Raw genomic sequence first — 24,498 nt, 5'->3', positions numbered from 1 at the left:
TTGGTGGCATGGGATGTCCCCAATGTGGCATTGGGGACAAAACTCAGCGGCAGTTTTGGACTGGGGTGGCGGCGACGAGCTCGAAGTCGGCCCGGGCATCCAGCAGCAAGGGGATCAGGGCGCGTGCCTGCTGGGCAAGCGGCACGAACCCGTTGCGCTGGACGTGCACCCCGTGCAGGGCGAGCTTCTCTTTGACCTGTTCGTGCTGCGCCGCAGTCAGCTGGTAGCCGCATGGCGGGTCCGCCACGACCTCGCCGGGCGCGGGTGCCTCGTTGTCGGCGCCACCGAAGTAGATCGGGCCCCGCTTGAACGGCGCCGTCACCCGGCTCAGGGTCGTCGCGGATTCGAGCTGGCCACGCCGTTCCTTCAGCAGCCGGAAGGTCCCGGCGACGCCGTCCAGGTGCGAGCTCACGCGCCGACGGGCCGCGGCGGGGACGTCCTCGCCTGGGTTGGGCTCGTCGTTGGTCTCCACAAGCAGGCCAAGGGCGTGCTTGATGCCCACGGTGTTGCGCAGGATCCGCTCTTGGCCGTCACCCGCGATCTGCTGCGTGGGCTGCCCGGTGACCGGGTCGATCAGGATCCCGTACACGCCGCTCGTGTGCCCAGCGGCCTCCACGTTCACGCGCACGTAGTCGCGTGAGAGCTTCTCGGCTTCGTCGTGCACGCGCTGGTTGACGTTGAGGTTGCGCGGCCACAGCCACAGCACGTCCTTGTCGTACACCAACGGCCGAGGTCCGAACTCGTGCAAGTCGTGCACCACATCCGGCTCGTAGTCGCGGATGAGCTTGGCGAACGTCTTGCCTTCGGGCGTGTCGAGCGCGATGTGGTCGCGGTTGATGTCGACGCCGTTGGCGTTGCCCCGGGTGTTGGCCGCCCGGCCGTCAGGATTGGCCGTGGGCACGAACAACAGCGTCGCCGCAGGTGGGATGGCCGCCTTGCCGAACGCGAGGTCCCGGATCTTGATCAGGCACGCCTCCCGGCCGGCCGGCTCGTCACCATGTTGCGAGCACAGGAAAAGCACGGTCGTCGGCTTGCCCTCACCGATCCGGACCAGCTGTAACGGCCTGCCCTGGACGGTCTTGCCGATCTGGCTGACGCTCACGTTGCGGCCGGCCCGGTCGACCTCCCGCAGGAACTGCTGCTCCTGCGCCTCAGTCGTCCAACGCGCGCCGTCGGACTGCTCGAAACCAGTCCTGGGCGGACGTTGCTCAGCAGCGGCAGGCAGCCCAGGGAGCACTGTCAGCACCAGAGTCACAGCCGCTGTGGCCACCAGTTTTCCGGAAATCGCCATGGTCTCGTCCCTTCTCCACTACCTGCAACTGACCAGAGACGCCCACCGGCTGTCAACGGCCGTCCGGCGGGCGGCCCGCCTGGTCAGCCACGCCGCCGGTACCCGGGCGGCAAACCGCGGCCAGGGCGTCTATGATTGGCGAATTCTCAAACTGCGAATAAGAGCCGCCGCGCCCGACGAATTGAGCACGTCATGTTCTCGATGAAATCGATCGTCCACTTTGTTCGGTTGCTCATCCGGACCCGGCATGTTCCGCCCAGGGCGGTGCTGACGTCCTCGGAGAACTGTCGGGAGTGCGCGAACAGATGGCAGGCCTCCGGCTATGATCCGTCGGTTCGTTGCCCGAAACACCGGGTCACATAAGATGTTGTGAAGTGCGCGGTACCTGGTGCGAAATTTTTTTCCGATAATGGGGTACCGCGCACGATCTTCACATTCTCTAATGTGGCTCATGTTCGTGAGGTAAGTGCGCGAAGCTGGGCCAGCAAGTCACTGCGGCTGCTGGCGCCGAGTCGTTGCCGCATCCGCGCCATATGGTGTTCGACGGTCTTGGCCGAAATGAACAACTGATCGCCGACCTGCTTGTAGGTCATGCCTTGCAGAACCAGGCCGGCCACTTCCTGTTCCCGGTCGCTCAGCGGGCTCTCGGCGGCCGGTGCGGGGTCCGCCGCGGCCTGCCGGCCCTGCAACTCCCGGGCGCAGTCCAGCAACGTCACCATCGCCTTGCGGTCGGAAGTACGGATCGCGGCCTGGCCGGCCAGGCGCGATCCGTCCCACCACATGCCCGCGTCGTGCAGGCCACGCGCGGCGGTCTCAGCGCGCACAGGGTCGACTTTGCCTGCGACGACATCGAGCCAGCACTGTGCGGCCTCGGCCATCGCGCGGCCGAACCGGCTTTGGTTGGCGGCCATGGCGGCCACATGTTCGGCTGCTTCGGCAGGTTTCTCGGCCACGATCGCGGCGTGCAGGCCGTTCCAGTGCAGCGGGCTGACCCACAGTTCCGGGTCGCCCAATCGGCTGGCCAGCGCGTACGCCTCGCGAAGGTGCGGCCCGAGGCGGCTTTCGTCGCTCAGTTTCGCCGCGGCGACGGCGAATTCGCCGAGCGGCAGGATAGTGAACAGGTCGACTGGGTGGCGCACAACGGCTTCGCACGCCTGCGCCCAGATCCGGCGCAACGTCTGGACATCGCTGTTCCGCCTGGCCAGCCCCACTTCCAGGGCGACCGCGAACAGCCAGTCGCGCGGTTCACGCGGCCGTGTCGCGGCCAGATGCTCGGCCGCGGTGCTGAGCCGGCCACGCACCATGCAGATCCACGCCTGCAGCAATCGGTGCCGCGTCGAGAGCAATGGTCCGCCCATGTTCGCTTGCACAGCACGGGAAAGCACCGAGTCCGCGACGTCGAGCTCACCGCAGTGCACGCCGACGAGTGCCGCGAGTGCCGCCGGACTGTCCGGCAGCAACACGCCCCGGCCCGCAGGTTCGAGCAGTCCCGCGGCCCGGACCAGGGCGGACAAGGCGTCGACGGCGTTACCCGTGACGGACTTCGTGACGCCTTGTGCCATCAGGGAAGCCGCGCCGTCGAGCAGGGTCGGCGGTCCGTCCCCGGCCGAGGCGGGCACGGCCTGCAGGTGTCCGGTTGCGATCAAGCCGATGGTGGCGAACGAGTTGTCCCCGGACCACCGGTACAACTCCGCGCTGCGGCCGAGCTGTCCGCGGTGTGCGAGGGCCGTTGCCGCGACACGGGCGCCGCCTGCTTTGTCCTCGCCGGAAATCGCCTGATCGGCAAGGCGCAGCGCGGAATCGAGGTCACCGGCGAGCGCGGACGCCTGCGCCCAGCCCGCGGCGGACTTCGCGATGGGCCGTCCCGCGGCGACCGCGGCGGCGAACAGTTTCGCCGACAGCGCCGGGTCCTCGGTGAGCGATTCGTGGGCCGCCGCATGGAAAGCAGCCGCGACACCGGCTCCGCCGACACCGCTGCCCAGCAACGACCGGGCCACCGGCAGGACGGATTCACCACGTTCCAGCAACAACTCGGCAAGCCGTTGCCGGACAGCGAGACCACGCTCGGCAGGGATCACCGACCGGATCGCGCGATGACAGATCGGCAGCAGGGCGCCGTCGTGCCCGAGCAGTCCCGTCGCCCGCGCCGCCTCCATCACGGTGACAACATCGTTGGCATCACGGCCAAGCAGGCTCGCCAGAAGATCAGTGCGCAGTCCCGCACCTGCTTGTGCGGCCAGCACGTACAGCAGCACGTCGGCGTCGAGCAGATCCAAGTCGTAGCGGAACCCTGCGAGCGCGGCCTCCGGTACCTCGGTCGCCGGACGCGCTGCCAGGGCTGTGATCAGGCGTTCCGCATACGCGGGCACACCACCTGTCTGGGAGAAAAGGTACTCGACGAGTTCAGCCGTCGGAGCCGCGCCGAAAGCACCGGTCGCGAGCGTCTTGATCTGACCGCGGTCCATCGGCGTGAGCATCACCGTGGTGCCCAACGCCCGCGTCAGCTCGGTCAACGCCGCCGATCGGGGCCACGGCCGCAAAGCTATGGCCAGCCGTGGCGTGTCCGATTCGGCCAGCTCCCGAAGCCGGTCGTCTGGCAGTGCGTGCGCGTCGTCGACGATGACAGCGACGTCCGGATCGCCTGGCCTGTCGGAGATACGCACGCCCGCGTTGTCGTACGCACGCCGCAAGGCCCGTAGGAACACGGTCTTGCCGTAGCCGCCTGGCGCGATGACGGCCACTGAGATGGGCGTGAACGGGTCAGCCTCGACCGCGTCCAGCACTCGTCTGGCCGCGTCGTCCAGCAGGATGCCGGTCCGGGCACGGGTCGCTGCTCGTTGGCTCAACGGCCATCCTCGCGTGTCTCGGGAACGGGGGAGTGGTTCATCAGGACCCCGAGGTCTTGGCCTTGGGCCTGCCGGTCAACGCCCGCATGATCGAGCGCGGCCTGGGCAGGTCCAGGGGCGTGATCTCGATCAACGGCCGTGGCGGCGACGGCGGCACGTCGTCGGCGATCACGACTGGCGCCGGAGCCGGCTGGGGCACCGGGACCAGGCGTTTCGCCGCCGTCGCGGCGCCGCGTGCGCAGGCCAGTTCGGGTTCGGGCGCGATCACGATCCGCTTGCGGACCTCGGTTTTCACCAGGTCGCCGACGAGCGGGATCCGTGCCGAGCCGCCGACCAGGACGACCGTGTCCAGGTCCGCGGGTGCCGAGCGGATCGTGCGGAGCAGTTCCTCGATGCCGGCCTGGACCGCCGTGCGGATCATGTCCTCGAACGCGACCCGGGTCAGTGGGACCTCGCGGACCGTGACGTCCGTGCTGACCGAGAGGAACTCCTTGGCCGCCGCGCATTCCCGGCGCAGCCGCGACAGCGTGGTCCAGGCGTCCGGATCGGCCGGGTCGAGCCCGCCGAGACCGTCCATCACGTGCTCGAACACGACGTCGTCGAAGCTGTTGCCGCCGTTGGGCTCGACGCTCTCGGCGGAGTTGAGCAGTTCGAACGTGCCGATGGGGGAGCGGCGGACCACCGCCGAGGACAGGCCCCCGGCACCGAGGTCGTAAACCCCTAACGAGCCCCCATTGGGCACGTCGTAGACGGCCGCGTGGCTCTCGGCGACCGTGACCGGGGAGGGCAGCAGGGTCACGTTGTCGAGGTTCGTGTCCCGCAGTGCCCGGTGCAGCAGGCGGCGCCGGTAGTTTCCCCAGTTCGGAGGGTGTGCCAGCACGATGTGCTCGGGATGCATGCCTTCGGCCGCGGCGACCTCGTTGACCACCCAGGTGACCAGGACGGCGGTCAGTGCCTCGGCACTGCAGACCTCGCTCCCGACCATCAGGGGAATCTCGTCGCCGATCCGCCGGGGGAAGTCGCGGGCGGCGTTGGCAGGGTCGCCGCCGGCGTTCCGCTGGGCCGCGTCGCCGACGATCACCGTCCCGTCGGCCGCGAAATACACCACGGTCGGAGCGGTCGCGGTGCGCTCACCGAGCTGGACCGCTTCGGCATCGCCCCAGGTGGAGCCGGTCTGCCGGGACACCGCGGCCGAGGTGGCACTGGTGCCAACGTCGATGCCCAGGACGTATGGCATGCAGGCGCGCCTCCAGGCTCGATCGGTTGGGGCCCCGGCTGGGTTACCCCCGGATGGGTCACATCTTGATACCAAACACACACCCTTGGTGGTGAATCGGGACAGAACTAATAGGGGGACGCCCTAATCCCCCTAACGGGCGAGTGCTCGTAACCCCGGTGATCGATCTTGATGACTCGGAGTGATCCCCGATGTCCGGTCGGGGCCCGGCGCCATAGCTTTTGGCTGCATCACCGGACACCGAAGACCGGTAGTTGCCCCTGTACCCGCTCGAGGAGAGATTCCGTGGTCTACGACGAGGCTCCCGCGGCTGCCCCAGCCGCATCGGCCGCCCCCGCCCCTGCCGCTCCGGCCGAGGTCCCGGCCGCTGTTCCAGCGGTGCCGGGAGCACCCGGCTGCGAGCCCACCCTGCACGACTTCGTGCTCAACCTGCTGCAGGACCCCTCGGCGATGAAGGCGTTCGACCTGGACCCGACCGGCTGCCTGAAGAACGCCGGCCTGACCGACATCACCCCGGCCGACGTGCACGATGTCATCCCGCTGGTGACCGACCTGGTCCCGACCGGCGGCCTGCCCGGCCTCGGCGCGGTCCCCGGCCTGGACGCGCTGCCTGCGCTCGACGGTCTGCCCAGCGTTCCCAGTGTCCCCAGCCTGGACGACCTGACCAGCAGCATCGCCATCGACGGTGAGGCCGGCGCCGACGGCGGCTGGGCCACCGTGGACGGCAGCAACCCGCTCGGCGACCTGACCTTCGGCGGTAAGGCCGAGGCCGGTACCGAGGGCGTGCAGTTCGGTGCGCTGGGCATTCAGGAGACCCCGCTGGGCAACCTGGGCGTCGGTTCCCACGGTTCCGCGGGCCTCGACGGTGCCAGCCTCGGTGGTGGCCTCTACTCGCCGCTGGGCAACGTGGAGCACGGTTTCAACGTGGGCGTCGACGGCGCGCAGGGCCTGTACCTCGACGGCGGCATCGCGTTGCCTGACGACCGGTACGTCAGCGTGAGCACCGGTGGTGGCCTGGACGTCAACCAGAACGTGGTGCCCGGCCTGCCCACCAACGTCGGCGACCTGGCCAAGGGCCTGTCCGACCCGACCGCCGCCGCGAGCGCCATCGCCGGTGCCGTGCCCGCGCTGCCCGCCGTCCCGGGCGTGCCGCAGCTGCCGCTCAGCGACCTGCCGCTGCCGTCGGTGGGCGAGCTGCCCGTCGACCTGCCCGCGGTTCCGGCTCTGCCCGTCGCCGACCTGAACAACTCGGTCGACACCGCGCAGCAAGCCGCCAACGGCGCCGTGGACGGCGGCCAGGCCGACGCCGGCTCGCTGCCCGCCCTGGGTGGTCACCTGCCGCAGCTGCCCGACGTGGGCGGCCTGCTGCCGAACCTGCCGGTCAACCTGCCTGACCTGCCCGTGCACCTGCCGAACCTGCCCGTCGAGGTGCCGCAGCTGCCGAGCCTGCCGGTCGCGGGCGGCGTCGACGCGCCGAGCGTCGTCGGCAACGTGGTCGACCACACCGGTCTCGGCAACGTCATCAACCACAACCCAGTCACCGAGACCGTGCACGACATCGTGCCGGATCTGCACCTGGGTCTGTGACAACTCCGGCGGCCGGTCCTCACTCGGGGTGCGGGACCGCCCGCCGGTGACAGCGATGAATGTGATCAATAACCCGGTTTGAGCCGGGCAAGATCCAGCCCTGGGCCTGTCTGCCCAGACCAGACGGCCGGTGGCCGGGTTCACCCTCGGGGGGCGGCTCGGCCACCGGCTACTTTGTGCGGTAAGTGGTCTTCACCCGAACGGTCGAGCAAGGCACACTGTTCGGGTGACTGCGGCGACCTGGCTCGAGGTTCTGGACCAGACCATCGGGGCAACCGTCGTCCACCACAGACCTGATCTGGCCGAACGCCTGCGGGCCAAGCGTGCGCAGCTGCTCGACCCGCAGATCAGGGTGATGGTGATCGGCGAGGCCAACCAAGGCAAAAGCCAATTGGTGAACGCGTTGGTCAGCGCTTCCGTGTGCGCGGTAGGCGACGACGTCACCACTGTCGCGCCCACGATCGTGCGTTACGCCGACAAGCCGTCCGCGGCCCAGCTGCTGCACGACGGCGAAGGCGCGGAGCCGCAACGCGTGCCGATTCCCGTTGACCAGGCGACAAATCGCGGCGGCGACCCGGTGATGACCGAGATCCGCATCCCGCGCAAGCTGCTCGCTGCCGGGCTGGTGCTCATCGACACGCCCGCGGTCGGAAACCTTCATCAGCTGCGCGCGCAGAACACGTTCGCGGCGTTGAGCGGCGCGGACGCGGTCTTGCTGACCACCGACGCGACCCAGGAGCTCTCGGCGACGGAATTGGAGCTGCTGCGCCAGGTTCGCCGGCAGTGCCCGACGATCGTGCTGGCGCTGACCAAGATCGACCTGGCGCCGCGCTGGCGGCACGTGGCCGAGAGAAATCGTGAACACCTTGCCAGGGTTGGTGTTTCGGCGGCGGTTGTGCCGATCTCGTCGGCTCTGCGCTTGCGTGCCGCGGCAAACGACGACGCGACGCTCAACGCCGAGTCCGGTTTCCCTGAGCTGATCGAACGTCTGCGGACAGACGTGCTGGCGGTCTCGTCGGCGCCCGCCCGGCACAACTTCGCGGCGATGACCGGCACTGTGCTCGCCGAACTGGTGGGCCAGCTGAACAAGGAACTCGCCGCCCGCCCGGACGGCCAGGACTCGCCTGCCTTGGCCGAATTGCGTGACGCGCAACAGAAAATGCTCGACCTGCGGCGCCGGTCGACGCGCTGGCAGAACGTGCTCAACGACGAGATGGCCGACCTGATGGCGGACCTCGAGTACGACCTGCGCGACCGTACCCGCAAGATCCTCCGCGAAGTGGACAAGGCCTTCGACGAGGCCGATCCCGCGAAAACGTGGGAGAAGTTCGAGGACTGGCTGGCCGACAACCTGACCGAGGCCGCCGAGACGAACTACAACTGGCTGGTGGAGCGATCCTGGTGGGTGGCCGACCGGGTGGCGGAGTGTTTCCCGGAGCGCAAGGACGTGCTGCCCGACTCGGTGATTCCGGATGACGCGGACATGTCACCCGGCGACGCCGAACGCCCCAAACTGGAGAAATTCACCGCGGGCCAACGGATTTTCACCGGGTTGCGAGGCTCCTACGGCGGCGTGCTGATGTTCGGTCTGATCACCAGCCTGGCCGGACTGCCCCTGATCAACCCGATCTCGATCGGTGCCGGTATGGCGCTGGGTGGCAAAAGCATCGGTGAGGAAGGCGAATCCCGCCTCAAGCGCAGGCAGGCCACCGCGAAATCGGCCGCGCAGCGCCACGTCGACGACTTTTTCCTGCGTTTCTCCAAGGATTGCAAGGACGCGGCCCGCCGGATCCAGCGCGGCCTGCGTGACCACTTCGCCGAACTGGCGGAACAACTGCAGCAGGGCCTGACGGATTCAGCGGCCTCGGCACAGAAAACGGCACAGGCCGAACTGGCCGGCCGGCAGCGCCGTGACCAGGAACTGAGACAGTCCCTGCAACAGCTGACCCAGCTGCACGGCCAGATCCAGCGGATAGCCGGGGCGCTGCCCGGCTCCTCGAAGAACCCATTGGAGATCTCAGCGTGAGCCGTACCGTCGACGAGGCGGTCTGGGCAATCCTGCACGAGGCACTGAGGCTGTACCAGGACAGTCCTCGAGCCACGAACTGGTTGCGTAACCACATAACCCGCTTCGACTCGCCCCTGCGGATAGCGGTGGTGGGCCGTTCCGGCGCCGGAAAGTCCACAGTGGTCAACGCAGTGGTAGGCGACGAGGTCGCCCCGATCGACGTGGACGGCGCCTTCGCCTGGTACCAGGACGGCCCACAACCAAAAGCCACGATCTACACGCCGCAAGGCCCGCTGGGAGACCCACCGATCGGCCGAGTCGACCGTCGGCTGGACATCGACCTGAGCCGATACGACATGTCCCAGATCAACCGAATCGTGGTGGAGTGGCCCGCGCGTGTGTTGCGTGACGCAACCTTGATCGACACCCCGCCGATCGCGGACGGGGTATCGGAACAGATCGCGGCCGAAGCTGACGCGTTGTTGTACTTGACGCCGCAGGTGCATGTGATGGACGTGCGGTTCCTCCAGTCCACACAGGACCACCCGGTGGCACGCGCGGCACCGGTGAACGGAATCCTGATCCTGTCGCGGGCAGACGAAGTCGGCGGCGGCCGGATAGACGCCTTGTCCACGGCCAAGCAGATCGCCCGTCGGCACCGGCGTGACGCCCGGGTGCGGGGCTTGTGCCAGAACGTGGTCGCGGTGTCAGGCCTGATCGGGCAGGCAGGCCGGACGATGCCCGACTCGGAGTACGCATCCTTGGCGACGTTGGCCTCCTCGCCTCGGGCAGCTACGGATGACTTGCTGTTGTCGGCTGACCGGTTCACGCGTTCCCAGCATTCGTTGCCAGTGCCTGTCCGCAAGGAACTCGCCGACCGCCTGGGAATCCTCGGCGTCCGCCTGGCAGTGGCATTGATCCGCCAAGGCGCCGACACTCGGGCAAAACTCGCGGCAGAGCTGGTCCAGCGCAGCGGCCTGAACGAACTACGCGACTCAATCGGCAGGCTGTTCATCGACCGCCGCGAAGTCCTGAAAGCCAGATCAGCCCTGTTGGGCCTGGACGTAGTACTGCGAATGGAGCCCCGCCCAGGCGCCGGCAAACTGGTGACAGACGTCGAGAGAGTACTGGCGGGTGCCCACGAGTTCCACGAGTTGAGGCTCCTGGGCGGCCTACTGTCAGGCCGAACCCGCCTACCCGACGACCTGGGCGCAGAGGCACAGAGGTTGATCGGTGGCCTAGGCACAGAACTGGACGCCAGGCTCGGTTTCGACCGCCCCGCAACCGAACCGGAAGTGCAGGCAGCGGTATACGACGCGCTGGCCAGGTGGCGCGAGCAGTCCGAGAATCCAATGCTGGGTAGCTCGGAGCGAGACGCAGCCCGGGTAGTCGTGCGCAGCTGCGAAGCGATGTTGAGTTAGCGCAGGGCAGCGAGGAAAGCTGTCCAGGGGCCGACGGGGATGGTGAGCGTGCCTGCCGTGGGATTCTTGGAATCCCGGACGAGAGCACTGAATGGTAAGCAAGCGAGCTCAACGCAGTCCCCGCCGCTGCCCTCGCTGCTGTGCGTGCTCTTGCGCCAGACCAGTCCAGAGTGATCCACAGTCAGTGCCTCGCATGTCAGGTGCCATATAGCCCAGTGGCCAACCGCTCGATCAGCGCGACAGAGTCACTGGGGTTCAGAGCCTCAGTGCGCAACCGCTCGAACAACAGCTTAGCTTCCTCTACCTGACCCGGTTTCTCAATTTGCAAGGACCCAGTCGGGTACTCGACAAAGAGCAAGTCCGGATCTTCGGGTTCCGGGAATCGCAGCACAGTGAACGGTCCGATCGGCACCCAGCTGTCCTTGCCGTTGAGCGGCAGCAACTGAAGGGTGACTGTGGGCAGCCCCGCCATGTCGATCAGGTGCTGGAGCTGCTCGCGCATAACTTCCGGGCCGCCGACCTCGCGATGGAGGACCGCCTCGTACATGATGGCCACCAGGTCGAGAGGCCGGTCCTCGTTGGTCAGGCGCTGTTTGCGAATCAGCCTCACGATCACATCGTTGTCGATCGTTTCTTGGCTCCGCGTGTACACCGTGCTGAACAATGCCCGCATGTAGGCCTCAGTCTGCAGCAACCCCGGCACGTTGACCGCCAGGAACTGTGTGACCTGCGCTGCTTCTGTCTCGATATCTATGTAGCCCAGGTCCTTCACCCCATATGCCCTGTACCACGGGGCCTTCAGCGCCTCCCTCACTTCATCCAGCAACCCCTCCTCATACTTGTCGTAGAGGTCCATCATGGACTTGACCAGGTGCACATCAGCCTTGGTCTCGCCTGTCTCCACTCTGTGCAATGCGCTCCGCTTGCGATCGAGCCTGGGCGCGGCGGTACCCAGGGTGAAGCCTGCCTCCTCCTTCATCCTTCGAAGTTTGGCGCCCAGCTTGCGGCGCTGGAACGTGGTACGTACTGGCTCAGTCACGGAAACTCCCCGGAAATTCACGCAGGGTGTTCATAGTGGCATCCGGGATGCCCGGGACCGGGATTTCCGATCCCGGTCATCCCACCGGGGAGTGGTGTAACCGATTGCGTCTGGGTTCCCGCGCCGGATCCACATAGGCAGGCGGCGTGAAGTACGGAACATCGTTGACCAGTTCAACCTCCCACTCGCTCCGATGTATGAGCCGATGATGTTGTCCACAAAGGAGCGTCAAATTTCGTAGTTCCGTCGGCCCACCCTTGAGCCAAGACTGGATGTGATGCGCATGGCACACACTGGCGGGCCGATCACAACCAGGAAAAGAACACCCACGATCCCGCAGCACAAGAGCCCGCCGAATATGTGCAGGCACCACATAAGCGGGCGACGCGACATCCAACGGCTGCGACGCCCCACCCATCACGGCCGGAAGAACATGACAATCACAGGCAATCCGCCGCGCATCGGACACGCTCAGGTTGCCCGGCAGAATCGTCTCTCCCAGAGCCCGCTCAAGCGCGTCGAGCGAGATGGTGAACGCGACCTCGGTCTTCAACCCGTTGTGTGTAGGCAAATCTGGCGCGTTGGCCGCCTTCTGCAATACGTCCGCGAACGCGTCACCCCCGCGCTCAGCGTAGCTGCGCATGTCGTCGCTGTCCCGCTTGTCGAACGGCGCCAGCAAAGCCTCGAAGAGAGCGGCGGCTTCGGCGTCGAGCCGCCCCTTGAACTCCATCCGCCCATCCCGGAACAGGTGGCGCCGCAACTCCCGCTCCGGCCGCTGCGGCTCCTCATCCGGCGGAGGAGTCCCGTCCGGATCCACCATCTCCCGCACATACCTCGCCCCATACCGCGCCAGCGCACCAGGATCATCGTCGGCGGCCTTGGCCACCATCAACTCCTCGGCCCAGGCACGCTGCTCCTGCTCCAGATGCCGCATACTGTCCAACGTCTTCTGAATAACCTCGACATGCCCAACCCCCAGGGTGCCCTGCTTGAGCCCCGCCGCTGTCAACGGCATCGCCGCCTCGGCAACCGCCCCAGTGGGCATGGTCACCTCATGCAACTGCTCCGCCTGCGAGATCCGCTGCCGAGCCTCACCCCGCGAAATCCGCAACGCATGAACAAGAAGAGCTGCAGTATTAGAATATCCAAGCCGCCCAGCACAACGACGACTGTCCAACTCCGACACAAGATCGAGCATGGCAGAATAGTTTTGCCGCATCCGAGTTTCCAGAGCAGCGAGAGCCTCGACCAGCTCCACATCACTGCTCTGCCACAACGGCGACGCAACTTCCCCCATGCCTCCACTCTACGCGCGGAAAGGGTGAAAGTCCTTACCCTCCAACCCATTCACCCCATCGAGCGCCACCTACTCCGCAGCGCAACCAACCCTTGCTGCAACCAGGTGAACCCCGAACGAACGGCCCATTCGCACCGACTCACCCCTGGAAACCCCCCGATGATCAGGCACCCCCGGTAGACTGGAGCAGGGACGCCCCCCGGGTTGGGTGGGGGACTGTCTATATGTGTTAGGGCGGTGGGGTTTCGTCGGAGTCGATCACTGGTGTGTGGGGTGGATGGTCGCTGTTGTGCTGGAATGGGTGGAGTTATTCTCTTATGGACGGTGGATTTTCGGCCAAAGAAGAGTCGCTGGACTCCAGGGCCGGCGGGCCTGGTCGGTGCCCCCGAGCGGAAAGCGAGACCGGTCCCCGAGACGAGGGCCGAGCCGGGGTGGCGCCCCGGCCGCGACTCAGGCCCGGTTGCCGAGCTGGAAGGCTTCTGGCGTGCCCGGTCAGCGCCGCTGGTCGGAAGGAGCCTCGGTTGCCGAGTTTGATGGTCTGGCGGGCGTGGTTAGCGCCGCCGGTCGCGAACCCAGCCCCGGTTACCGAGCCCCGGCAAAGCCAAAAGCGCGTCAGCGCAACAGAAGTCGGCTCTGAGTGTCCTCATCCTCGGTCGGCCTGGGCGAAGCCTCACCACACGAGTCCAGGGCGCCGCAAGCAGCGGCGAGCAACCCAAGCCCGGCGGCCCGCAACGAAACCCAACCCCAAACCAAAGCCATCCTCTCGGGAAATGCATCAACAACCCAGAGGCGCCGGCGAACGAAAGCCAGCGGTGTCCTGGGCTTGTGTGGTTACCCTTGGGCGGGCCGATCGAGGGTGAGGGCGCGAACCGCTCTTCCCCTCATCCGAGGGAGGTTTGCCTGCCCGGCGAGGGCATGATCCCTCCCCGGAAAAGGACCCGCATTCACAACCGGGAAGAAGCAAAACCACTGGCAAGGTTCTGCCAAAACGCGAGCAGGGACATGCGGCGTAGCGGGCTTCACATGATCTTGACTGGGATGGTCGTCTACGATGACGGTCGTGGTTTCAGGGAGTGGTCACCGTAATTCGGAGCATGAGCGCCGTCTGCATGACCTGCAGACGGACCAGGCGCATGGGGCCCGGATCTACGATTACATCCTCGGTGGCAAGGATAACTACGCCGTGGACCGGGAGGTTGGGGACGCATCGATGTTGGCGTGGCCCGCCTTACGGACCCACATGTGGGCCAACCGGACGTTCATGCACCGTGTCGGTCGGTTTCTCGCTGCTGAGCGGGGTATCTCGCAGTTCCTTGACATCGGGACCGGCATCCCCACTGAGCCCAACCTGCATCAGATTGTTCAGGGGGTACGGCCCGACAGCCGGGTTGTCTACACCGACAATGATCCGATTGTGCTTGCGCACGCGCGTGCGCTGATGGATGGGACTGCTGAGGGGCGGATCGCCTACATCCACGCGGACATGCGCGACACGCATTCCCTGCTGTCTTCTCCTCAGCTGCGTGAGGTTCTTGATCTGGGGCAGCCGGTTGGGCTGCTCATCATCGCGGTGGTGCACTTCATCGAGGATGACGATGAGGCCTATCGGGTGGTCAGGCAGGTGGTGGACGCGATGCCTTCGGGCAGCTATCTGGCGGCGTCGATTGCCACTGCCGACTTTGATCCTGTGCCGCTGGCCGCAGTGCAGCAGCAGTATCGGGACCACGGCGAGACTTTGCAGTTCCGGACGCGGGCGCAGGCCATTCGCTTCTTCGACGGCCTGGAGCTGGAAGAGCCCGGGTTGGTCCAGATCCACAAGTGGCATCCGGACGCCGGTGCCGGCGTGATCGCCGACACCGACGTCGCGATGTACGGGGCCGTCGCCCGTAAGCCCTAAGGCACGGGGGTGTTCCGGTCTGTGGTGATCTCGGCGGCTGTCAGGACTCGATTGTAGACGCGGACATCGTCGAGCGACCCGGAGAAGTACTCGCCCCAGATCAGGTTTCCGCCGATCCGGAGTGGGTTGTCGGAAGTGAGGAGCGCGCCCGAACTGGGTGCGGTGGCCACCTGGGTTCCGTTGACGTAGAAGCGAATGGTCGTGGCGTCGTACGTCACCGCGAGGTGAGTCCACGTGTTGGCGGGTACGGCCGAGGTTCCGTTCACCGATCGGTCTGTGGACCCGACGCGGATCCAGGACGTCGGCCGGGAAGCCGCGTTGTCGCTGTACAGCGAGTAGCTGAGCCCGTCTGCTCGCTCCTTCATCATGACTGTTCGCCAGGCGGTTCCTCCAGCCGAGGGACGGACCCAGGCTTCGAGGGTCATGGCGTTGGTGAGGTCGAGCAGGTTGGAGTCGCCAACAGTCACCACGTCGTCAACACCGTCGAAAGTCAAACCGCCGCCGGTGTTTCCAGTGCCCCAGGCAGCGCCGGAAACAGCACCGTTGTGGCCGCGCCCGGAGCGGTCGTTGAGGACAGCTCCGGAACCTTCGTTGAAGTTGTACGCCGCGATGGCTTGAGCAGGTCCGACGTTGCTCACGGTCACGGAGATAGAGCCGGAAGTTGTTGTGTTACCGGCCAAGTCACGGGCCACCGCGGTCAACGTGTGCGGTCCATTGGCGACAGACGTGGTGTTCCAACTGACTGAGTAGGGCGCCGAAGTGTCCTCGGAGCCAAGTGCGGCTCCGTCCAAACGGAACTGAACCCCTGCGACTCCGCCCGCGTCGGCCGCGTTCGCGGTGACGTTGACAGAGCCGGAAACACCTGTGCCATTGGCCGGAGCCGTGACGGAAACCGTTGGGGGAGTGATATCTCCGGTCACGGCTGTGGTCGCTTGGTTGGAAGGAGGGGATGTGTTGCCTGACCCGTCCCGCGCGATCACTCGGTAGAAGTAGGTACCAGCAGCGAGACCGGTGTCGTTGTGGCTGGTGCCGGTCACGGTGGCGACCTTGTCGGCGGCCGAAGGGACGAACCCGGAGACTGTGCCCCGGTGGATGTCGTACCCGGTCACGCCGACGTTGTCGGTGGAAGCGGTCCACGACAAGGAAGCAGTTCCGACGCCACCAGTGGCCGACAAGGAACCAGGCGCGGTCGGGGCAACGCCATCGCCGGCGACGGGAACATCCTTGTCGACAGCGACTTCGGCGGCCGACAAGGCCCGGTTGTATATCCGGACGTCGTCCAGCTGACCGGCGAAGTACTCGTTCCAGATCAGGTTTCCGCCAAGCCGCAACGGGTTCGTCGAAGACGTGATCGGCCCGGCCGCCGGAGCGGAAGCGACTTCCTCGCCATTGACGTAGAGCCGCATTGTGGTGTTGTTGAATGTGACGGCCAGGTGTGACCACGTGTTGAGAGGCAGCGGAGCAGGCCCGGTCACGCTCCGGTCGCCACCCGTGGAAGTGAAGTAGCTGGATGCGAAACCAGGACCGGCCGCATAGAGACCGTAAGACATGTTGTCCGGCCGTTCCTTCAGAATGGCTGTACGCCAATCATTGTTCGCAGTCGGTCGAATCCAGGCCTCGAGAGTCATCGCGTTGCTCAGACGCAAGTCTGCCGCGTCCGCGATGGTCACCAGGTTGTCGACCCCGTTGAAGGACAACGCGCCGCCGGCGTGGCCGGTGGTCCAGGTCGCGCCGGACAGAACACCGGTATGCCCACGGCCGGTCCGGTCGGTCAACGTGGACCCGCCGCCGTCATCGAAACTGTAGGCCGCCACGAGCGAAGGATCGCCACCCGAGACCCGCGCGAAGTTCGCCCGGTACACGGTATCCGTGGCCCCGACGAAAATGTCGTGTACTCGCGCCCCGCCGTCGGACCAGTTCTGGAATTCGTAGATGTTCGGCCCGACAGCCTGAGTCTGGGCCGACGACAATGTCAGCCGGGACCCGTGAATACCCTGAATTGTGAACGGCGTGGCACCGGATTTCCCGGAAACGGTGGCGGTGAGACCGGGTGGATTGGTCTCGATGGTCAGCGTGCTCACCTTGGGATCGAGCCGCCGGCTGGCTGTGGTGGTCGCGCCGGTGCTGTCGGTCGCTGTCAGCCGCAGTTCCAGATAGGCCGGGTATTCGTGATCCGGAGTGGGGAAGCTTCCGCTGGAGACGCCGGGGAATGTGGTCAGCTGATGCTGATGGCAGTTGTCGATCGTGGGACAGTGATGCAGGATCACCTGCCAGTTCAAGGCCGAAGCAGGCAACGCGCCTTCCTCGGCGTCAGTGGCGGAGCCGCTGAAGTTGACCACGTCACCGACTGCCCATGAGAAAGACGCTGCCGGAGAGCCGATGGACACCGTCGGCGGTGTCGTACCGGCGAAGATTCGTTTGGTGGCAACGTCGTTGAGCCCGCCAGGGTCGCTCACCCGGACGGAGGCGTTGTAGACCTTGGCAGTTGTGTAGGTCCGGCTCACCACAGGGCCGGTGGCGTCGGTGAACGACCCGTCCCCGTCAAGATCCCACGCGTAGGACAGCGCAGCACCTTCCGGATCGTTGGACGCGGACGCGTTGAAGGTGACGTTGAGCGGCAAAGAACCCTGGGCCGGGCTGGCTGTGATCGCGGCGACCGGCGGCTGGTTGCCCGAGTTGAACCGGAACCGGTGGACCTCGCCGGCCGCGATGTCCACATAGAACAGGTCGCCGTTCGGCCCGATCTTCAGGTCCACCGCGAAGGCGTTGTTCTTGAACCCGATTCGCGTCGCCGGGTCCGGAACACCGTTGGCGCCGGGGAACATCACCCAGGTGCAGCGCCTGCTGTAGTCGGCGAAGAACAGTGATCCCTTGTACTGCGCGGGATACGAGTCGCCGTTGTAGAAAGCAGCGCCGGACACCGACGATCCGACCTCGCCGTTGCAGCCGTCCCCGCCTGCAACGGGATCGGCGTGGTTGTAGGCGAAATGCGGCGGGACTGTCGGTACGGTGCCGCTGTAGATCCGTTCACACATTGTCAGGCCGAAGTTGTAGCCGCCGCTGAGCTGGTTGCCCTCCATGCACGGCCAGCCGAAGTTGTCGATCGAGCCGTCGGTCGGGCTGGTGATCCGGTTGATCTCCTCCCAGGTGCCCCAGCCCACGTCGCCGGCCCAGATCTCGCTGGTACCCGGCCGGAACGCGAACCGGAACGGGTTACGCAGGCCCGCCGCCACCAGCCGGCGCGCGTTCGCGTCCGGGCTGCTGATCAACGGGTTGCCGGGTGCGCCCTGGCCGGTGACCGGGTCGATCCGGATCACGCTGCCGTCCAGGCCAACCGGATCGCCCATCGTCTGGTAGTCCTGCGAGCGCAACGCGCCGCCCTCGGCGTTCGGCACGGTCTGCGTGCCGCCGACGCCGACAGGCGGGTCGCCGCAAGGGTTACGAGGGCTGCCGGCCTGGCCGTAGTCGGCGAAGTTGAAGCTCGCGCCGTCGCCCGCGCTGGCGTACAGGTAGCCGTCCGGGCCGAACTTCAGGTCGCCCACTGAATGGCTCGGGTACTGCTGGCACCAGTCCTCGATGAGGACCTGCTCGGTGCCGCCACCCGGCTGCGTGGAGTCCAGTTTGGACAAACGGCCGGAGATCACGCAGCCGTCGGTGGTCGCGCCGGGCGGGTTCGGGCAGGAGTCGCTGGTGGCGCCGGGGGTTCCCCAACGCGGTGCGGTCGCGCCAATTGCCGCGTCGTGTGCGTAAAGCACGTACACCGATGGATCGTTGGGGAATCCCGGTGGCAGGGCGAGGCCCATCATGCCGCGGTCGAGCTCGTTGTAGACCTTGGTGCGTAAGTCGGCGAACACGGTCGGCGTACTGTCGCCGAGGCCGTCGAAAACCTTGATGATGCCGCTTTTCTCGGCGACGAAGACGCGGCCGTCCTCACTGAAGTCGACGGACATCGGCTGGTCGAGGTTGGCGAAAATGGTCTGTTCGGTGAAACCGGCGGGCAGCGCGGCTGCCTGTTGTGCGGCCGTGGCGAGCACAACCACTGGTGTGAGGCCACACGTGAGAGTGACCGCAAGAGCTTTCTTCAATCCTGGCCGCATACGCCGTACTCGCGGACGGCGGCGTCTTCGTTACTCTGTTCGCTCGTGCCCCAGGAAACACGTTGTTTCCATTCAGGACATCAGATCCAGCCGCGTTTGGTGGCTTGCCAGATCAGCTGGACCCGGGTACGCACCCCGGTGATTTTGATCAGATCGTGTAATCGGCGTTGCACCGTTCGGGTGCTCAGACCCAGCTGTGCGGCGATCGACTGGTCGGTAAGACCGGCGAGCAGTAACGAAAGCAGCCGCATGTCGCCGGCTGTCGGTTCTTCACCGGCGCGGTCTTCGTCGAGTTCGCCATTGGTCCCCACCAGAATCGGTGTCGAGGACACCCAGAGCGTTTCGAACAACGCGACAAGCGCGTCGAGCAAACCGCTGGGTTGCAACAGAACCGCCGACGGCTCGCCACCGGGCTGTGTTTCGGCCACCGGGACAAGCGCCAGATCGTCGTCCGCGATCGCGAGTTTGAGCGGCAGGTCGACCGCGATCCTGGCTTCCTCGCCCCGTTCGGCCGCCTCGCTCACCTGATACGGATCGCCGGGCAGCATCAACAGTTGCCGGTCATAGATGACCCGGTACCGCACGCCTTCGGCGAGCACATCGAACTCTGCCTTGTTGTCCCGCGCAGAAACTGCGACAACTGGCGGCTTGACGAGCCCGCGCACTTCCTTGCGGGCGTTGCGCTGCAACTGATCCACGCGTTGTGCGATCGCCTTGGCGCCGTGCACGAGTTCGACGAAATGGCTTGCGCCACGCAATGCGGCCGTCCGGCTGCGATACTCGTCGGTAAGTTGTGTGATGCGGGCGCGGATTTCCCGTAGTTCCTGCTCCCGGCTCTGCAACAGTGGGCCGAAAGCCAGGTCCGGCGCGGTCGCCCGATAGCGTGGCGAGCCACCGGGCTCGGTGCTCGCCATTCCGCGATTCTCCAGCTCCCGCAGTAGATCGGCGGCTTCCGGCTGGCTGATTCCCAGTTGTTCGGCCAGGTCCGGCACGGAGGCCGCCTGGAATCTCAGTAACGTCCGGTAGGCCGACACCTCGGCGGCGTTGAGGCCGGCGACCTCGAGCATGAGACCCCCTCCGGTTGGTTCTTTTCCAGCTACGTCGCGTTCCGGCCAGAAAACGTGACGGAATCACGTCATGTCATCAGTCCGCCACCGTCAGGCATGGAGCGCAGCGTATCCGAGTACACACAATCCGAAGGGTCCCTCCGTGTTACAGGGCGATGATCGTTTGGGGGTTTCACACAGGTCGGAGGGGCAGTGGAGTGGGTTCGGCCAGGCCTTGCGCCGACCGGCGTAACGCCAGGCCCCTTTCGCGGCCAAGCCGCGAGACAGGAGCACTATGTCCACGCATAGACGGAATGGCGGAATACTGAGGGCCACGGTGGTCGCGGTACTCGCCTTCGTTCTGGCGACGGTGTACTCGACCCAGGCATTCGCGACCGCTGGTCCGAATGGTGGCAATGATTCGGCTGCCCAGCGCACCGCTGCGGCACAGAAAATCGACAAAGCGGTCACGGAATCACTTACCAAGACCGGCGCGGCAACGTTTTTCGTCGTCCTGAACTCAGAGGCCAACCTCAATTCGGTGTCGTCGTCGGGGCGGGCCGGCACCCAGCGCACCGCGGACGTGTTCAACGCCAAGGTGGCGCACGCCAATCAGACTCAGGCGGGTCTGCGTGAGCTGCTGACGGCGCGCAACGCCGAGTTCACTCCCTTCTGGATCGTCAACACGATCAAGGTGACCGCGACCGCGGCGCTGGTCGACGAGATCGCGGCGCGCCCCGAGGTCCGTCAGATCGTTCCCGAGCAGTTCCACCCGCTCGAGCAGCCCTCGCAGGCCGAGGAGCTGGCTCAGGTCAACGCGGTGGAGTGGAACATCGACCGGGTCCGGGCCAACAAGGTCTGGTCGGACTTCTCCGTGCGCGGCGAGAACGTCGTCGTGGCCAACGTCGACACCGGTGTCCAGTACACGCACCCCGCTCTGGTGGGGAAGTACCGGGGCAACAAGGGCGACGGCACCTTCGACCACAACTACAACTGGCACGACCCGTCCCAGGTCTGTGGTACCCCGTCGCTCGCGCCGTGTGACAACAACAACCACGGCTCCCACACGATGGGAACCATGGTCGGCGACGACGGTGCCGCCAACCAGATCGGTGTCGCGCCGAACGCGAAGTGGATCGCTGCCAAGGGTTGCGAGTCCAACAGCTGTTCGGACTCCGCCCTGCTCTCGTCGGGACAGTGGATCGTCGCGCCGACCGACCTGAACAACCAGAACCCGCGCACCGACCTCGCGCCGGACGTGGTGAACAACTCCTGGGGCAGCTCGCTCGGCGGCAACCCCTGGTACCAGACGGTCGTGGACGCCTGGAACCGTGCGGGAATCTTCCCGGCGTTCTCCAACGGCAACAGCGGGTCCAGCTGTGCCACCTCCGGTTCGCCGGGTGACTACGCCAACGCGTACTCGGCCGGTGCGTTCGACATCAACAACGCCATCGCGTCGTTCTCCTCGCGTGGACCGGGTCCGGGCAACAGCATCAAGCCGAACATCGCCGCGCCTGGTGTCTCTGTGCGTTCGTCGATCGCCAACGGCAGCTACGGTTCCAACTCCGGCACGTCGATGGCGTCGCCGCACGTGGCCGGTGTGGTCGCGCTGATCTGGTCGGCGTCGCCCTCGCTCGCCGGGGACATCAACGCCACCAGGGCCCTGCTCAACCAGACCGCCGTGGACACCAACAGCACCCAGTGCGGTGGCACGCCGGAGAACAACAACGTCTGGGGTGAGGGCAAGCTGGACGCCTTCATCGCGGTCGAGGCGGCCCCGCGTGGCCCGACTGGTGCCATCGCGGGCACCGTGACCAGCGGTGGCCAGCCCGCCGGCGGCGTGAAGATCGAGATCAGCGGCCCGACGTCGCAGGTCAAGACCACCGGTGCGGACGGCAAGTTCGCCCTCGACAAGGCGCCGGTCGGCGAGTACACCCTCAAGGCCAGCAAGTTCGGCCTGGTCGCCAAGGAACTGAAGGTCACCGTGGTGGAGGGCCAGACTGCCACTGCCACGTTCGACCTCCCGGCCGCGGTCAGCTACACGGTCAAGGGTGTCGTCAAGGGCGTCGACGGTTCGTCGCTCGCGGGCGCCGAGGTGTCCGTCGTCAACACGCCGATCGCCGCGGTGAAGACCGACGCCGCTGGTGCGTACACCATTGCTGGTGTGCCTGCCGGGACGTACGAGATCGCCGCCGACTACGGCCGTTGGCTGCAGGCGTCGCGGAAGTCCGTGAACGTCACCGGAAACGTGACAGCGGACTTCGTTCTCGACGCCAAGGTGGACGCGTACGGCTACACGCCGCGTCACGTCGCACCGGGCTGGGTCAACGCGTCGACCGCGCTCCCGCTCACCGGTGACAACGCGTCTGCGCCTGTCGACTTGCCGTTCCCGGTTACGTTCTACGGCAAGACATACAAGACCGGTGCTGTGCACACCGACGGTTACCTCGCATTCGCGGGTGTCGGTGCGCCCGGTGGCGCGATTCCGGCTCCGGCCGCCCCGAACGGCGCGATCTACGCGTTCTGGGACGACCTCGTGGTCGACGCCTCCGCGAGCGTCCGGACCGCGACCGACGGTGTCGCTCCGAACCGCCGGTACATTGTGGAATGGCGCAACGTGACGGTGAAGTCGGCGCCGGGCAGCCGCCTGTCGGCCGAGCTGATCCTGACCGAAGGCGGCCGGGTTCAGCTGCAGTACAACGGGATCGACCAGTCGAACCCGGCTGAGGCCGGGGCCGGTGCCACGGTCGGCCTGGAGAACGAGACCGGCACGGTCGCGTTGCCGTACTCGGTGAAGAAGCCGCACCTGTCCGACACCGTCGCCATCTCGGCGCGGGTGCCGAACACCGGTCTGGTCCGCGGCACGGTCACCGACGCCAACGACAAGCAGCCGATCGCCGGTGGGGCGGTCACTTTGCAGCGTTCAGGCAAGACGGTCAACGCGGTCGCCGACGCGGCCGGCTTCTACCAGGCCGAGGTCGCGCTGGGCAGCTTCACCGTCGTGGCAAGCCGGTCAGCCTACGAGTCCGAGCGGGCCAACCTCACGATCGGCTCCGAAGGCGTGGTCCTGACCAAGGACTTCGCGCTGCGGACGCCGTCCTTCGAAGCCAACCCGTCGGCGTTCGAGGTCGTCGTGCCGGCCGGGGAGACCCGCAAGCGCACCCTGACCGTCCGCAACAGCGGATCGGCCACCGGTAACTGGGAGTTCAAGGAGGTCTCCGGCGGGACCCTCGAGGAGCCCCCGGCCCGTGCGGCCCGCTCGGTGCCACGCAACATCGACCCCAACGCCCGCACCACCCAGGGGCAGAGCGATGTGGCGCGCGTGGAGCCGAACGCACCCGGTGAGCCGTTGAAGTCCTGGCTCGCCAACGATCTGACCAAGGGCTGGGGCGCCGGGTTCGGCGGCGGCAGCGTGTGGGTGTCGGACTCCACGGACCTGGCCATCGCTCAGTACAGCGCGGACGGTTCGTTCGCCCGGAAGTTCCCGGCGAGCTTCGGCGGCTGGCCTGCGGACCTGACCTACATCCCGAGCCGTGGCCTGCTCTGCCAGGTGACGGTCGGCGGCGACAACGCCATCCGGTGCCTGAACCCGGCCACCGGCCAGGTCACCAACACGATCACCGGCAGCCCGTGGTCCTCGATCTCGCAGCGCGGCCTGGCCTACCGCGCCGACGACGACACGTTCTACATCGGCGGCTGGAACCAGGGCGTGATCTACAAGGTCAAGGGTCTGTCCTATCCGGACCCAGGCGCGCTGGTCAGCCAGTGCGCGCCGGGCGGCGCGCTGTTCAACATCGCCGGGCTGGCGTACTCGCCACGCGGCGTGCTGTGGATCTCCACGAACTCCTCGCCGGACGTGATCACCGCGGTGAACCCGGACACCTGTGCCGTGATCACCTCGGTGCCCGACCCGGACCCGACGGCGTTCTCCGGTGCGGGCCTCGAGCTTGACGAGACCGGCAACCTCTGGGCGGTCTCGCAGCTGGCGGGCAAGAGCAAGGTGACTCTGGTGGAGACGCCGATCCCGAGCTTCGCCGACGTGCCGTGGCTCTCGCAGAGCGTCGCGTCCGGCAGCCTCGTGGCCGGTGGCGGGCAACAGGTCGAGGTCACCGTCGACGCCACGAACCTCCAGCCGGGAGTGCACGCGGCGACGATCTTCCTGACCACCAACGCGGCCAAGCGTTCGACCATCTCGATCCCGGTCAAGGTGGTCGTGCCGAAGTCGCGGATCGCGCTGGACTCGGGCGGCAACGGCGGCGTCGACACGCTCGGCGACTCCTGGAGCCCGGACCAGGCGTACTCGACCGGTGGCGCGGGCTGGCTGGGCCAGTCCTCCAAGCCGGTCTCGACCACCGAAACGATCTCCGGCACCTCGGAGCAGTCCATGTACCGAACCCAGCGTGAGGGTGCGTACGAGTACCGCTTCGACAACCTCGCCAAGGGCATCTACCAGGTCGAGCTCAACTACGCCGAGCTCGGCTGGACAGACCCGAACGCGCGCCTGTTCGACGTCATCATCGAGGGCAGACTCGTGACCCCCGCCCTGGACGTCGCAGGTGAGGTCGGTGGATTCGCGGCCCTGGCGACCTCACAGTTCGTCCAGGTCGACGACGGCCAGCTCAACGTCCGCTTCGTTTCGCGGTCCGGAGCCCCGATCGTCAACGGCATCCGGGTGACCCAGCGGCCAGACCGCACGACACCCTGATGAGTAGATGAGCAGGGTGGTTGCCGC

Annotated in this window: 13 protein-coding genes; 5 read left to right on the top strand and 8 right to left on the bottom strand. The window is 66.5% G+C overall.

The window, feature by feature from the left end:
* Positions 1–43 precede the first annotated feature (43 nt).
* The 3 genes from JOF56_RS57035 to JOF56_RS57025 all read right to left on the bottom strand — a co-directional run bounded on the left by JOF56_RS57035 (position 44) and on the right by JOF56_RS57025 (position 5,374).
* Entirely contained in the window at positions 44–1,291 is a 1,248-nt protein-coding gene (locus tag JOF56_RS57035; protein WP_209647823.1) for a M14 family metallopeptidase, read from the bottom strand.
* A gap of 449 nt (positions 1,292–1,740) precedes the next feature.
* Positions 1,741–4,137: a helix-turn-helix transcriptional regulator gene (locus JOF56_RS57030; RefSeq protein ID WP_209647822.1), complete on the bottom strand. Its 2,397-nt coding sequence runs from the start codon at positions 4,135–4,137 to the stop codon at positions 1,741–1,743.
* A 40-nt stretch (positions 4,138–4,177) separates the two neighbouring features.
* Positions 4,178–5,374 carry an Hsp70 family protein gene (locus JOF56_RS57025; RefSeq protein ID WP_209647821.1) on the bottom strand — a complete coding sequence of 399 codons (1,197 nt, stop codon included), beginning with the start codon at positions 5,372–5,374 and terminating at the stop codon, positions 4,178–4,180.
* 285 nt (positions 5,375–5,659) lie between these two features.
* On the opposite strand from JOF56_RS57025, the gene JOF56_RS57020 reads away from it, so the two are divergent.
* The 3 genes from JOF56_RS57020 to JOF56_RS57010 all read left to right on the top strand — a co-directional run bounded on the left by JOF56_RS57020 (position 5,660) and on the right by JOF56_RS57010 (position 10,390).
* Positions 5,660–6,961, top strand: a complete 1,302-nt coding sequence (locus tag JOF56_RS57020; protein WP_307855758.1) for an IniB N-terminal domain-containing protein — start codon at positions 5,660–5,662, stop codon at positions 6,959–6,961.
* Positions 6,962–7,187: 226 nt separating this feature from the next.
* Entirely contained in the window at positions 7,188–8,987 is a 1,800-nt protein-coding gene (locus JOF56_RS57015) for a dynamin family protein (protein ID WP_209647819.1), read from the top strand.
* Positions 8,984–10,390 carry a GTPase family protein gene (locus JOF56_RS57010; protein ID WP_209647818.1) on the top strand — a complete coding sequence of 469 codons (1,407 nt, stop codon included), beginning with the start codon at positions 8,984–8,986 and terminating at the stop codon, positions 10,388–10,390. The genes JOF56_RS57015 and JOF56_RS57010 overlap by 4 nt, the downstream gene beginning before the upstream one ends.
* Here JOF56_RS57010 and JOF56_RS57005 read toward each other — a convergent pair.
* The 3 genes from JOF56_RS57005 to JOF56_RS56995 all read right to left on the bottom strand — a co-directional run bounded on the left by JOF56_RS57005 (position 10,387) and on the right by JOF56_RS56995 (position 12,726).
* The gene (locus tag JOF56_RS57005; RefSeq protein WP_307855757.1) at positions 10,387–10,569 is read right to left on the bottom strand and encodes a DUF397 domain-containing protein; all 183 of its coding nucleotides are present in this window, start codon (positions 10,567–10,569) and stop codon (positions 10,387–10,389) included. The genes JOF56_RS57010 and JOF56_RS57005 overlap by 4 nt on opposite strands.
* A gap of 17 nt (positions 10,570–10,586) precedes the next feature.
* On the bottom strand, positions 10,587–11,429 hold the full coding sequence (locus JOF56_RS57000) for a helix-turn-helix domain-containing protein (protein WP_307855756.1): 843 nt from the start codon (positions 11,427–11,429) through the stop codon (positions 10,587–10,589).
* A gap of 76 nt (positions 11,430–11,505) precedes the next feature.
* Complete coding sequence (locus JOF56_RS56995; RefSeq protein WP_209647817.1) at positions 11,506–12,726, bottom strand: HNH endonuclease signature motif containing protein; 1,221 nt, start codon at positions 12,724–12,726, stop codon at positions 11,506–11,508.
* Positions 12,727–13,777: 1,051 nt separating this feature from the next.
* Between JOF56_RS56995 and JOF56_RS56990 the strand changes: the two genes are divergently transcribed.
* A complete protein-coding gene (locus JOF56_RS56990; protein WP_209647816.1) occupies positions 13,778–14,623 on the top strand; it encodes an SAM-dependent methyltransferase in 846 nt (281 codons plus the stop codon).
* Here JOF56_RS56990 and JOF56_RS56985 read toward each other — a convergent pair.
* Entirely contained in the window at positions 14,620–18,663 is a 4,044-nt protein-coding gene (locus JOF56_RS56985) for a LamG-like jellyroll fold domain-containing protein (protein WP_307855755.1), read from the bottom strand. The two genes, JOF56_RS56990 and JOF56_RS56985, sit on opposite strands and share 4 nt — an antisense overlap.
* A gap of 137 nt (positions 18,664–18,800) precedes the next feature.
* Complete coding sequence (locus JOF56_RS56980) at positions 18,801–19,787, bottom strand: helix-turn-helix domain-containing protein (RefSeq protein WP_209647814.1); 987 nt, start codon at positions 19,785–19,787, stop codon at positions 18,801–18,803.
* A gap of 274 nt (positions 19,788–20,061) precedes the next feature.
* Between JOF56_RS56980 and JOF56_RS56975 the strand changes: the two genes are divergently transcribed.
* Complete coding sequence (locus JOF56_RS56975) at positions 20,062–24,471, top strand: S8 family serine peptidase (protein ID WP_209647813.1); 4,410 nt, start codon at positions 20,062–20,064, stop codon at positions 24,469–24,471.
* The last annotated feature ends 27 nt before the right edge of the window (positions 24,472–24,498 follow it).

The sequence above is a fragment of the Kibdelosporangium banguiense genome (assembly GCF_017876405.1).
Taxonomy (GTDB): domain Bacteria; phylum Actinomycetota; class Actinomycetes; order Mycobacteriales; family Pseudonocardiaceae; genus Kibdelosporangium; species Kibdelosporangium banguiense.
Note: the sequence above shows the minus strand (reverse complement) of the source record. Positions and strands in the feature narration are given on the sequence as shown.

What these genes read in the sequence shown, in the direction of transcription:
- JOF56_RS56975 (WP_209647813.1), top strand. Translation starts at nt 20,062, where the DNA reads ATGTCCACGCATAGACGGAATGGCGGAATACTGAGGGCCACGGTGGTC.
- JOF56_RS56990 (WP_209647816.1), top strand. Translation starts at nt 13,778, where the DNA reads ATGACGGTCGTGGTTTCAGGGAGTGGTCACCGTAATTCGGAGCATGAG.
- JOF56_RS56980 (WP_209647814.1), bottom strand. Translation starts at nt 19,787, where the DNA reads ATGCTCGAGGTCGCCGGCCTCAACGCCGCCGAGGTGTCGGCCTACCGG.
- JOF56_RS57035 (WP_209647823.1), bottom strand. Translation starts at nt 1,291, where the DNA reads ATGGCGATTTCCGGAAAACTGGTGGCCACAGCGGCTGTGACTCTGGTG.
- JOF56_RS56995 (WP_209647817.1), bottom strand. Translation starts at nt 12,726, where the DNA reads ATGGGGGAAGTTGCGTCGCCGTTGTGGCAGAGCAGTGATGTGGAGCTG.
- JOF56_RS57025 (WP_209647821.1), bottom strand. Translation starts at nt 5,374, where the DNA reads ATGCCATACGTCCTGGGCATCGACGTTGGCACCAGTGCCACCTCGGCC.